The sequence below is a fragment of the Sphingomonas sp. Leaf38 genome, assembly GCF_001421825.1.
Taxonomy (GTDB): domain Bacteria; phylum Pseudomonadota; class Alphaproteobacteria; order Sphingomonadales; family Sphingomonadaceae; genus Sphingomonas.
This window is the reverse complement of sequence record NZ_LMLD01000004.1, coordinates 34,570-46,331: the sequence shown is the minus strand read 5'-3', so window position 1 is coordinate 46,331 and position 11,762 is coordinate 34,570. Positions and strand designations below refer to the sequence as shown.

Below are 11,762 nucleotides of genomic sequence, written 5' to 3'. Positions count from 1 at the left end.
CTGCGCCTCCGGAGCGGGGCCACGGCGCGACGGCAGCGCTTCGACGCGGATGACGCGAACTTGGTCTTGCGCAGCAAAGGTCAGCACGTTGCCGATCCGTACCGGGCAATGCGCCCGGTCGATCGCGCGCCCGTCGATGCGCAGGCGCCCCTTCTCGGCGATCGCCTGCGCCGCGCTGCGCGTCTTGGCGAGCCGCACGAACCACAGGAACCGGTCGATCCGCATCGCGCCTTCACCCATGGCGGACCAATGCGGCTAGCCCGGCAAACGCGTTCTGCCGCGACGGATCGATCGCAACCGGCGGTGCCGGGCGCGCAGGCGGGCGACCGCGCCACACCCAGCGCGGCGTATCGCCCGCCAGCGCCTTGAAGCCGAGCTCGGCCATCAACCGCTCGAGCGACGCGGGATCGACCCCGATCGACGTCGCCAGCGCCGGATCGGGCGCGAATGGCGTACGACCCTGCCGCGAATCATGCGCGGCGCGGGCGATCCGCTCGATCAGGTCGACCCGCACCGCCTGCAGCCCAAGCGGGCGGAACCCCGCCTCGAGCGTCGCGCCGTCGCTGCCACGCGCGAGAACGGTCGCCCCGTCGCGCGGTGTAGCGATCACGCTCCCGCGCGCCGCCGCCAGCACCCGCCGCCAGCGCGCCGATTCGGGCTTCAGCAGCCGCGCGTCGAACAAATCGAGCGCACCGATCGTGATGCCGGTCTTGCGCAGCCGCTTGCGCGCATCGGGATCGATCGCGTCGAGCGCGAGCCGCATCGGCAACCGCGGCAGGATCCCGCCAGCCTCCTCGATTGCGCTCGCCACCGCACGCAGCGCAGGCGTCGCGGTCGCGTCGCGGCTCGTCTCGGCGAGCTCGACCAGCACCGCCACCCGCCGCTTGAGCATCGTCCCGAGCCACCGCGCCAGCCGCGATTCGATCCGCTCGCGCGCCGCCTTGTCCAGGCAGTCGAGCGACCGATCGAGGATCAGCCTGGGCCGCGCAAACGATGGCCCGGCCCCGAGCTTGGCGACCGCATGCCCCGCCCAGATGATCTGCGCATCATCGTCGAGTGCGATATCGGCATCGGGCGCATCGGCGAGCGACTGCCCGCGCCGCGACCGCTCGCCCGCCAGCCGCTTTTCCGCCGCCGCGAGCAGCAGCCTTTTGTCGCTCGCGCGCGCATCCGCCGCCACGGTGAAGCGGAACCCGTCGAGCCGCCCGATCGGATGATCCTCGACCATCACCTCGCCCTCGGGCCCGATCACCACGGGCAGCGCGCCCGCATCCGCGCCGATCTGCCGCATCAGCGCGGTCGTGCGCTTGTCGACGAAGCGCTGAGTCAGGCTGGCGTGCAGCGCATCCGACAGCCGCTCCTCGAGCGCCGCGGTCCGCGCGGCCCACAAGGTCGGTTCGGCGAGCCAGTCCGCACGCTGCGCGATATACGCCCAGATCCGCGTCGCCGCGATCCGCCCCGCGATCACCGGCACGTCGCCGGCGACCGTATCGAGCCGCGCGATCTCGTCGGCAAACCACTGGTGCGGGATATGCCCCCGCCCCTCGCTCAGATGCCCGAACAGCCGCGAGACGAAGCGCGCATGCGGATCAAGGCCCACCTTACGGAAATCGGGCACGCCGCACGCCGCCCACAACCGCGCGACCATCGCCGGATGCCGCGCGCGCTCGCGGACCCAGCCCTCTTCGGCCAACCGCTTGAGCACACCGAGATCGAGCGACTGCGGCGCGGCGCGCAACACCCCCGCGGGCGGGCGCGCCTCAAGGCTCGCGACCAGCGCATCGATGCTCGCGAAATCGGGTGCGCCCTGCCGCCAGTACAGATTTTCGAGCCGCGGAAACCGGTGCTCCTCGATCGCGAGCACCTCTTCGGGCAGGAACGCGCCCGGCCCGTCGTCGGACAGCGCACCAAACGTACCGTCGCGCTGGTGCCGCCCCGCGCGACCCGCGATCTGCGCCATCTCCGCCACCGTCAGGCGCCGCTGGCGCTTGCCGTCGAACTTGTTGAGGCTGGCGAACGCGACATGCGCGACGTCCATGTTGAGCCCCATGCCGATCGCGTCGGTCGCGACAAGATAATCGACCTCGCCCGCCTGGAACATCGCGACCTGCGCGTTGCGCGTCCGCGGCGACAGCGCGCCCATGACAACCGCGGCACCGCCGCGCAGTCGCCGCAGCATCTCGGCGACCGCATAGACTTCCTCCGCCGAGAACGCGACGATCGCCGATCGCTTGGGCAGCCGGCTGATCTTCTTGGCGCCCGCATAGGTCAGCGTCGAAAAGCGCGGCCGGTTGACGATCTCCGCCTTGGGCACCAGCGCCTTGATCATCGGCCGCAGCGCCTCCGACCCCAGGATCATCGTCTCCTCGCGCCCGCGCGCGCGCAGCAACCGATCGGTGAAGACGTGACCGCGCTCGGGATCCGCGCCGAGCTGCGCTTCGTCGAGACCGACAAAGGCGACGTCGCGGTCGGGCATCGACTCCGCGGTACACAGGAACCAGCGCGCATCGGGCGGGACGATTTTCTCCTCGCCGGTGACGAGCGCGACCCGGTTCGCACCCTTGATCGCGACGACGCGGTCATACACTTCTCGCGCCAGCAGACGCAGCGGGAAACCGATCATCCCGCTGGAATGCGCGCACATCCGCTCGATCGCGAGGTGCGTCTTGCCCGTGTTGGTCGGCCCCAGGACCGCGGTGATACCACCGGACGCGTCGTCGCTCATGACGGACAACATCGGGGGTAAACCGCGCCGGTGCAATGACCTGTACGCAATTGCGTGATCGGCGGTCGCCCGATTGGCCCTACTCGGCGCGCGCGACACGCCGCGGACTTCGCCACATGCGTTGACCACCGCGCGCGGCGCGCTACGTCGGGGGCATGGCAAAACCCGACCGCCTCGCCCGTCTCGACGCCCAGCGCGAAGACCTCGAAACCGACTATCGCGACACGCTCGTCGCCGCGCTGGAAAAGACCGCCGCCGGTTCGCTCGGGCTGTTCGACCGCAGCACGGACCGCCGCGTCCGCGCCGCAATCGCCCCGACGATCGACTCGCTCGCAGAGATGGGCGCCGACATCGCCGCAATGCGCGAGCGGCTGATGATGGAGCCGTTCGCGCTCCACCGCGACTTCTTCGCCGCGCGCGGCCCGGTCAAGGCCAGCGCGGTCGGCGAACAGAAGGAAGCGCGTTTGTGGCTAGACCGGCTCAACGCGCCGTCATCCTGACGAAAGCGGTAGCGGCGGGGTTCCTGGGGTAACCGCAACGCCATCCACGCCGTCATCCTGCCGGTATGGGGTCAGGGTGGCAGGCCCAGCTTACCCCTCGAAGCGCCACCCGGCATTCGTGCCGGCCAGGAACGGCACCACCGCGGTCTCGCCCGTCCCGATCGACGTCGGCACCTCGACATCGTCGCGCACCAGCGTCACCGTGCCCTCATTGAGCGGCAACCCGTAGAAACGCGCGCCATGCTCGGACGCGAACCCCTCGAACCTGTCGAGCGCGCCCTCCTCGTCGAACACGCGCACATACGCCTCCAGCGCGAACGGCGCGTTGAAAATGCCTGCGCACCCGCATCCGGATTCCTTCGCCCCGACGACATGCGGCGCGCTGTCCGTCCCCAGGAAGAACCGCGGCGACCCCGACACCGCCGCTTGCCGCACCGCGAGCCGATGCCTCTCGCGCTTGAGCACCGGCAGGCAATAAGCGTGCGGCCGCAGCCCCCCGTCGAACAGCGCGTTGCGGTTGATCAGCAGATGCTGCGGCGTGATCGTCGCCGCGATCGGGTGATCCGCCTCGGCGACGAACGCCGCCGCCTCCGCGGTCGTGATATGCTCCAGCACGATCTTCAGCCCCGGATAGTCGCGCACCAGCGGCGTCAGCACGCGCTCGACGAACACCGCCTCGCGGTCGAAGATGTCGATCGACTTGTCGGTCACCTCGCCGTGGATCAGCAGCGGCATGCCGATCCGCTGCATCGTCTCCAGCACGCCGGTCAGCGCGCGGATGTCGGTGACGCCGTGCGCCGAATTGGTCGTCGCATGCGCGGGGTACAGCTTGCACGCGGTAAACACGCCCTCGGCATGGCCGCGCTCGAGCTCGGCCGGTTCGGTGCCGTCGGTCAGATAGCACGTCATCAGCGGCGTGAAGCTCGCCCCCTCGCCAAGCGCCGCCATGATCCGCTGCCGATACGCCTTGGCAGCCGCGATCGAAGTCACCGGCGGCGTCAGGTTCGGCATGATGATCGCACGTGCGAATTGCCGCGCGCTATGCTGCGCCACTGCCTCCAGCATCGCGCCATCGCGCAGGTGGACATGCCAGTCGTCGGGGCGGCGGATCGTGAGGCGGTCGGTCATGGCGCCTTCCTATCGGCGGGGTCGCGGAGATGCCAGCCATCTGCGGCTTGGAAATCACACGACGCGCACTAGGTGGTAGCGATGGACCAGCCCGCCAGCGCAACCCTCCCCGCGACCATGCTCGCCGACCGCAGCGTGATCCGCGTCGCGGGCGAAGACGTGCGGGGCTTCCTGCAGGGGCTCGTCACCGCAGACACCGCGTCGCTCACCCCCGCCACCCCCGCCTGGGCCGCTTTGCTATCGCCGCAGGGCAAAGTGCTGTTTGATTTCATCCTGTGGGCGGATGGCGACGACGTGCTGATCGACGTCGAGGCCACGCAGGCTGACGCGCTGACGAAGCGCCTCATGCTCTACCGCCTGCGCCGCAAGATCACGTTCCAGCCCGACGACGCAAAGGTCCACTGGTCCCCGACCGGCGACGCAGGCGTACCTGATCCGCGTCTTGCCGCGCTCGGGCGCCGCTGGCTCGCCCCCGCAAGCGACCCGGCGACCGGGTGGCGCGCGCATCGCCTGTCGCTCGGCGTGACCGAAGGCATCGCCGAACTCGGCAATGGTGAGACGCTCTGGCTCGAATGCAACGCGCGCGAACTCAACGGCGTCAGCTTCACCAAGGGGTGTTATGTCGGCCAGGAAAACACCGCGCGGATGCACCACCGCGCGAAGGTCAATCGCCGCCTCGTCGTCGCGCCCTTCACCGAACCGAGCACGCGGACGCGGGCCACCTACCCCGACCTCAACCTGATGGTCGAACACCGCCGTGTCGAGGCGCTCGGCGATGCGTTGACGCCACCCTGGCTCGCCACGGCGCTGGCCGAGACCCTGTCTCACTGACACAGCCTTCGCGATTCCCCCCGCTAGGCGGAGGTTGCAATAAAGGTGACGGAGGGGAGAATACCAATCAGGCGGGGTCGCCTGCCGTTCCCTCCCTCGCGCTACACGATCCAGCTAGGTTTGCTGGAAAGGATTTGTCGGTCCGCCAATCAGGAGTTGGCGCGTGCCCAGGCCGCTGCATCCGCCACCTGCGCCGCATCCGGAGTTACCCCGGTGTAAAGCACGAACTGCTGCACCGCCTGCAACGTCGCGACGTCCGCGCCGGTGATGCACTGCTTCCCCGCCGCGGCGGCGGCGCGCAGGAACGGCGTGTCGATCGGATATTGCACGACATCGAACGCCACCTCGCAGCCTGCGATCATCGCCGCCGGAAATGCGAGCGCCGCGGCATCCGCCCCGGTCATCCCGAGCGGCGTGACGTTGATCAGCAGCGCCGCCGCCCGCTCGACGGTCGGTGCCCAGCGATAGCCGTATAGATCGGCCAGCGCACGCCCGGCCCGTTCGTTCCGCGCGACGATCGTCCCGTCGCGAAACCCGTTGTCGCTCAGCGCCGCTGCCACCGCCTTCGCCATCCCGCCCGAGCCCTGCACGACGAACGGCATCACCCGATCCAGCGTCGCGACCAGATCGACGACCGCGCCGTAATCGGTATTATGTCCCGTCAGCACGCCATCGTCGTTGACGATCGTGTTGACGCTGTCGATCGCGCTCGCGGTCTTTGCCAGCCCATCGAGCAGCGGGATCACCGCCTCCTTGAACGGCATCGAGATCGCGCACCCGCGAATCCCCAGCGCGCGGATCCCGGCGATCGCGGCGGCCAGATCGATCGTCGAGAACGACTTGTAGACGAAATCGAGCCCGGTCAGGTCATACAGCCGGTTATGAAACCGCGTCCCGAAGTTCCCCGGTCGCGCCGATAGCGACATGCACAGCCGCGTGTCCCGGCCAATCAGCGGCTTCATCTGCATCTCCATATAGCCCCGCCCCACTACCGCTACGCGCCGCCGGGGTGAAGCATCCTTAGATGTGTTCAACCCGCCGCCGCGACGCCGCACCGACGGTGCCCTAGGCAGGCGCTCCGTCTCCCCCGCCGCGCAGCAAGAAGAATCACGGGACAACGCGATCACCGCCACGCCGCTCTTTGCGCGGATGGGCATGTTCGCGTGACCAGATCGGCGCTGCACCAAACGTCGCCGACGCGAACGGTCCGAACCCTGCCGGAACCTTGCCCGAAACTTGCGCGAAGCTTGCCCAAAGCTTGCCCAAAGCTTGCGGTCGTTCGCGCGGCGCCGCGGCGGGCGTCGCGCGAAAGAAAAGGGCGCAAAAGAAAAGGGAGGCCGGCTTGCGCCGACCTCCCCGATCTTCATTCCGTAACCGACCCGAGGGCCGATTGGCGAAAGTCTTACTGGCCCGAACCCGGACCGTAGGTGACTTCCACGCGACGGTTCTGCACTTCGCGAACGCCATCGGCGGTCTCGACGCGCGGACGGCTCTCGCCGAAGGCTTCCGTCGAGATGACGCTGTCCGGGATGGCATGCGAAGACAGATATGCCTTCACGCCATCTGCGCGACGCTGCGACAGACCGACGTTGTACGAAGCCGAACCCGACTTGTCCGCGTGACCTGCGAGCATGACCTGTGCGTTGCCGCACGACTGGTACTGCGTGATCGCGTTGTCGAGAATCGACGCTGCCTCTGGCGTGATGTCCGACTTGTCCCATTCGAAGAACACAATGAACGGACCAGGCGAGCAGACCACATCGACCGGCGCCGGGGGCGGCGGGGGAGGAGGCGGCGGCGGCGGCGGCGGGGGCGGCGGCGGGGGAGGCGCAGCCGGCTCGCCGAAGTTGTACGTCACACCACCGAGGATGCTGTGCGAACGATAGCGACCGTCGAACACGCGGTTCGAAACGTCGACCAGCTTGACGTTCTCGGCGTTGAAGAAGCGATACTTCAGCGTCGCGTCGATGTGATCGGTCAGCGGCGCACGGATACCGGCCAGACCCTGATACGCGAACACGGTGTCCGAGTCGTTCAGGAAGTCGCCGTTGTTGTTGAGTGCATACTGCGCCTTGACGCGAGCAACACCGACACCACCGCCGACAAAGCCCTGGATGCCATCGTCCGGACCGAAGTCCAGAAGGCCGTTCAGCATGAAGCTGAGCGCCGACGACGAACCACCGGCATAGTCATAGTTGCCAGCAACCGCGTTGCCGCGTGCGCCGGTGCGGCCGAACACAGGCGTGGTCGTCGACGACGTGTAGCCGTCAACAGTTGCCTTGCGGTAGCCGACTTCGGTCTCGAGGCGGAAACCGCCAAAGTCGTAGCCCATTACGGCGTCGACATCGTAACCATAGTCATGATCGACCGAACCGGCATTGTTCAATGCGCCGATATCATAGTCGATGTCTTCAACGATCATCGCACCGCCTTCGACGCCAACGTACCACGACTTATCGCGGGCGAGGGCGGGAGTGGCGAGTGCGGTGGAGGCGAGTGCCAGAACGACGGCAAGCTTCCGCATACTAATCCCCTTTCATGAGTGTCACACGGACATCGCAAACTCCCTATCCTCGGGCTTGTTTCCACGCAAGTTCACAAAAGTTAGAGGTGTTGCTGGAACGACACAGTTTTTGGGGTGTTTCAGGCCTCGATCAACCCGTGACCGCGTAAACAGCCCAATATGGCGTTAATTGTCGCCCGCGCCTGCGCGTCGATGACGGTGCCGCCGGTCGCCGCGGGAATCTCCGCGCGGCGCGCGCCGACCACCGCGACTCCGCCGATCGCCACGTGCGAACCGACCAGCACGCCTAGCACCCAGGCGCCGCCGCCGAACCGCGCATAAAGGCCGTCGGCGACGCTCCACACCGTCATCCCCTCGCGCGGGGCGACGAACCGCCATCCGCCGCTCGTCCAGCCAGCGATCGTCTGCGGCTGTCCGGCCCAGCCACCGGTCGGCGCGGCGCCGACGATCCACGCGCTTCCCGCGACCGGCGCGCCCGGCGGCACATTGGTTCCCACTGCCAGCACGCTCGCCTGCACCGCCAGGTCGAGCAGCGCGAGCGCCTCGTTATGCGTCGTTTCCTTCTGCGCCTGTCCCGGCTGCAACAGCGGCAATGCCAGCCTTGCGGTGATGTCGTCGCTCATCATTCGTTCCCCCGTTCGATTGTTACGCCCGTACGATCGGGCCAGTACGATCACGCCCGTACGATCAGGCCGGTACGATCAGAGTGGCCGCCAGCGACTCGCCAAAGATCCCACGCTGGCGCACCGCCACGCGAGCGGCGCCGGCCCGCTCGGCCGCGGTCACCGCCACGGACGGCACCGCCACCTCGACCTCGCGCGTGGTTGCGCCGACGGTGACGGTCACCCGGTACGCCTCGACCTCCTCGGCCAGCGGCGCATCCACTCCGTCGATCCAGCGCCACCCCGCCCGGCTCCGCCGCGTCCACCGCACCGTCGCGCTGCCATCCGCTTCGCCAACGAACCGCAGGTGCACCGGCGGGGGCGGCACCACCGACGTGCCGCGCATCACGCACCGCGTCTCGACCGGCGTCGCATCCCCCACGCCCGACGCCATCACCCGGATCTCGCGCCCGAGCACCGACATGGGCAGGTCGAACGCCCGCGCCGCCGCCGCGTCGATCAGGACGAAACGATCCCCCGGACTCTGCGACCCCGCCGCCGCCTCGCTCCCCCTTCGCCCGCGCAGCAAACCGCTCAATCGCCACCGGGCGCCGCCCAGCGGGTCCGCCCGCCCGAACTGGACCAGCTCGTCGCCGATCAGCGCCAGGTTCACACCGCGATCGAGCGCCGGCGCATCGGCATCCTCCAATGTCATCTCCGCCTGCGCCAGGACGACCTCGAACGCCCCACGCAGATCGAGCAGCGTCGCCGGCGCACCCGGCGGAACCACGACGATCGTGCCGATCACGGCCGGCGCGGCCGTCGCCCCCGCCGCCACCCAGCTCACCCCGTCGTCGACGCTGTAGAGCAGCGTCGCCTGCCGCCACGCCGCGCCCGCGCCTGCCGCGACCACCGTCATCCGCGGCGCCACCAAGGCCGCATCCGCCAAGCCGGCAATCTCGAATGCCTGCAGGATCGTTGCGCCGACGACCGCATCGACCGCGCCGGACACCCGGCCGCTCGTCGCGCTCGCGGGCAGCGACGCCGCCGCCAGCGGCACCAGCCCGAGGCTCGTCGCCATCCCAGCGATGCTGACGTCGGTCACCCGCCAGACGCCGCCCTCGCCCGGGATCGTCACGCAAGCCCCGGGTGCGATCGCCATCGCCCCGAACCCTGCCGCCACCGTCCGCCGTACCCGCCCGGCCTCCGCGCGCGCCAGCATCGCCTCGGCCACCGTCTTCGCCACCCCCGCTTCGAGTACCGCCGGCACCTCGATCCGGTCATCGCGCACCCCGGCCCCGGGCCGGCGCGTGCGTTGCAAACCCGCCTGGTAATCGCGCGCCGCGTCGTAATAGCCGACCGTCACCGTCCGCGGGACGGTCTCGATCGCCGCGACCGCGCGCGCGCGTCGCATACTCTGCCTCGCGACCGCGAACCCTTCATCGGCCACCGCGACCGTCGCCCCCGCCGCATCCCGCATCACCAGCCCGGCCCCCGACGGCGCAAACCAGGCCCCGCCCACCTGCCCCAGCATCTCCAGCACCGCACGGACGCTCCCGCCCGACGCCGCAAACCCGCCCATCGCCAGCGCCGCCGTCCCCGAGACTTCGCCGGCCAGCGCCGTCGCGATCGTCGACGCCAATACCGGGCCCTCGTCCGCGATCACCTCGAACGTCAGCGACGGGATGCGATTGCCGAAATCCGCCAGCTGCAGCATCTCGAACACCGCATACGCCGCCCCGCGATATGCCGGCGTCGTGCCCCCTTCCGCCGACGCGATCAGCGGATCGACCGGCTGGTCCTCGCCCCCCAGATGCAGCCGGAACCCCGTCGCGGTCTTGAAATCGCCGCCCGCCCCGCGCAGCAATTTCCCCTCCGCCCAGATCCGTCCCACCCCCAGGATCGCGCGCGCTGACAACAGCACCGCGAACGAGGCGGCATAGGCATAGGTCGCGGTGCTCGGCTGTCCCTTGCCGCCGCGCGATGTCGACCGGCTCTCGATCAGGTCGGTCGCCCAGATCACCGTCCCCGCGACGCGCATCGTCCCGAACAGTTTTGGAATCTGGCTCCCATAGGACGACGTCTGCACCGCCAGTTCGACCAGCCGCGGCCCGTCCCGCCGCTTCGGGGCAAACAGCGCGCGATCCACCGACTGCCCGACCAGCGCGCCGATCGCGCCGCCGATCGGCCCGCCCACCGCCGTCCCCACCGCGGTCAATATCAAGGTCGCCATGTCACACCCCCCTCCGTCACACCGGCATCCGCCACGCCCCGAGCACGGGCCAGGGCGGCACGCCCGGCCGCTCGACCACGCGCCGCAGCCCCGCATCCGCATGCACGAACCCGCCCGGCGTCCTGATCCCGAGATGAAACTGCCCCGGCCCCGCCGCCATCAGCAGAACGTCGCCCGGCGCCGCGTCGACGACCCGCACCAGCACCCGGTCGAGCACGCCAGGATCGCCCCCCCGCAGGGAATAACCGGTTGGTACCGCACCGGCATACCCGCCAGCCCGCAGCGCCACCGCCACCAACCCGACACAATCGAGCCCATCCGGTCCCCGCCCATGCACCCGAAACCGCGTCCCGACCGCGGCGCGCGCGGCATCCGCGATCGCACTCACACCCCCGGATATCGCGTGAGCAGATCGATCCCCGGCAGATACGGCTCGCCGCGAAAGTTCACCGCATTGCCGAACCGCCCCGCGCAGGTGGCGAGGCTCTTGTCACACCCCTCGACGACCTCGACCAGTACCCCCGCCTCGACCGCGAACGCGGGCACTGCGCGCAACGTGACCATCGTCTTGGAGCCGCGCGCGACGGTGCTCTCCAAGCCACAATTGGCAGCCCCGAACCAGCGCAGCAGCCCACCCCCAAGCCCCTCGGCGCTCGCATCCAGCGTCACCACCGCCCCCTCGCATGCCAGCACCCGCGCGAACCGCCGCCGCGCCGCCATCGCCACGCGACACCGCCGATCGCCAAGCTCCGCGCGACATTCGGGCGACGTCTCCTCGACCACCGGTCGATCGAGCGCCGCGCTCGCCCCCCGCAGTTCCGCGGTGAACCCCGTTTCACCCAGCTCGACCGCGCCGATCAGGCCGCTCCCCAGATCGACCCGCGCGACCGGGTCCGTCCAATCGACCGCGAACACCGCGACGCGCGCGCCATCCCAGCGGCCGGCGAGCAGATCGCGCGCGTCGATCGCCGCGCTGGTCAGCGCGCCTGCGACATCCATCGTGTCCGCCTCCAGCCCCGCCGATCGCTCGATCGCCGACGGAGTCATTCCCGGCGCCGCCCGGTGCACCAGCCCGTCGACCACCAGGTCCCGGTCATGCGCGGTCAACCCGACCGCCACCCCGTCCCGCCGCTCGATCCGCCAGCACAACGCGATCGTCGCCAGTTCCGCATCCAGAAACATGGCAGTCTCCTGTAAAAACCCCTCTCCCTTCAGGGGA

General features: G+C 69.5%; 11 protein-coding genes. 2 read left to right on the top strand and 9 right to left on the bottom strand.

Annotation, left to right across the window (positions count from 1 at the left end):
* On the bottom strand, window positions 1-240 hold a 240-nt coding region (locus ASE88_RS00390; protein ID WP_056474381.1), incomplete at its 3' end, for an RNA-binding S4 domain-containing protein.
* Window positions 233-2,725, bottom strand: coding sequence for a helicase-related protein (locus ASE88_RS00385; protein WP_055882216.1), 2,493 nt, complete (start codon window positions 2,723-2,725; stop codon window positions 233-235). The genes ASE88_RS00390 and ASE88_RS00385, both read right to left, overlap by 8 nt.
* A gap of 155 nt (window positions 2,726-2,880) precedes the next feature.
* Here ASE88_RS00385 and ASE88_RS00380 point away from each other — a divergent pair, with 155 nt between their 5' ends.
* Window positions 2,881-3,225: a hypothetical protein gene (locus tag ASE88_RS00380; protein ID WP_055882219.1), complete on the top strand. Its 345-nt coding sequence runs from the start codon at window positions 2,881-2,883 to the stop codon at window positions 3,223-3,225.
* A 90-nt stretch (window positions 3,226-3,315) separates the two neighbouring features.
* Here ASE88_RS00380 and pyrC read toward each other — a convergent pair whose 3' ends face one another.
* A complete protein-coding gene (pyrC, locus tag ASE88_RS00375) occupies window positions 3,316-4,353 on the bottom strand; it encodes a dihydroorotase (RefSeq protein ID WP_056474110.1) in 1,038 nt (345 codons plus the stop codon).
* 81 nt (window positions 4,354-4,434) lie between these two features.
* Between pyrC and ASE88_RS00370 the strand changes: the two genes are divergently transcribed.
* Window positions 4,435-5,184 (top strand): YgfZ/GcvT domain-containing protein, encoded by a 750-nt coding sequence (locus ASE88_RS00370; protein ID WP_055882226.1) that lies wholly within the window; start codon window positions 4,435-4,437, stop codon window positions 5,182-5,184.
* Window positions 5,185-5,333: 149 nt separating this feature from the next.
* Here the strand turns inward: ASE88_RS00370 and ASE88_RS00365 are convergent, their stop codons facing one another.
* From ASE88_RS00365 to ASE88_RS00340, 6 genes are all read right to left on the bottom strand, one after another.
* Entirely contained in the window at window positions 5,334-6,152 is an 819-nt protein-coding gene (locus ASE88_RS00365) for a shikimate 5-dehydrogenase (protein WP_055882501.1), read from the bottom strand.
* A 434-nt stretch (window positions 6,153-6,586) separates the two neighbouring features.
* On the bottom strand, window positions 6,587-7,708 hold the full coding sequence (locus ASE88_RS00360) for an OmpA family protein (RefSeq protein WP_055882227.1): 1,122 nt from the start codon (window positions 7,706-7,708) through the stop codon (window positions 6,587-6,589).
* Window positions 7,709-7,827: 119 nt separating this feature from the next.
* The gene (locus ASE88_RS00355; RefSeq protein ID WP_056474380.1) at window positions 7,828-8,331 is read right to left on the bottom strand and encodes a DUF2793 domain-containing protein; all 504 of its coding nucleotides are present in this window, start codon (window positions 8,329-8,331) and stop codon (window positions 7,828-7,830) included.
* 64 nt (window positions 8,332-8,395) lie between these two features.
* On the bottom strand, window positions 8,396-10,543 hold the full coding sequence (locus ASE88_RS00350) for a phage tail protein (protein ID WP_056474108.1): 2,148 nt from the start codon (window positions 10,541-10,543) through the stop codon (window positions 8,396-8,398).
* 16 nt (window positions 10,544-10,559) lie between these two features.
* Window positions 10,560-10,931 (bottom strand): peptidoglycan endopeptidase, encoded by a 372-nt coding sequence (locus ASE88_RS00345; RefSeq protein ID WP_200910115.1) that lies wholly within the window; start codon window positions 10,929-10,931, stop codon window positions 10,560-10,562.
* Complete coding sequence (locus ASE88_RS00340; protein ID WP_056474101.1) at window positions 10,928-11,725, bottom strand: DUF2163 domain-containing protein; 798 nt, start codon at window positions 11,723-11,725, stop codon at window positions 10,928-10,930. Before ASE88_RS00340 ends, ASE88_RS00345 begins: the two co-directional genes overlap by 4 nt.
* Window positions 11,726-11,762: the final 37 nt, after the last annotated feature.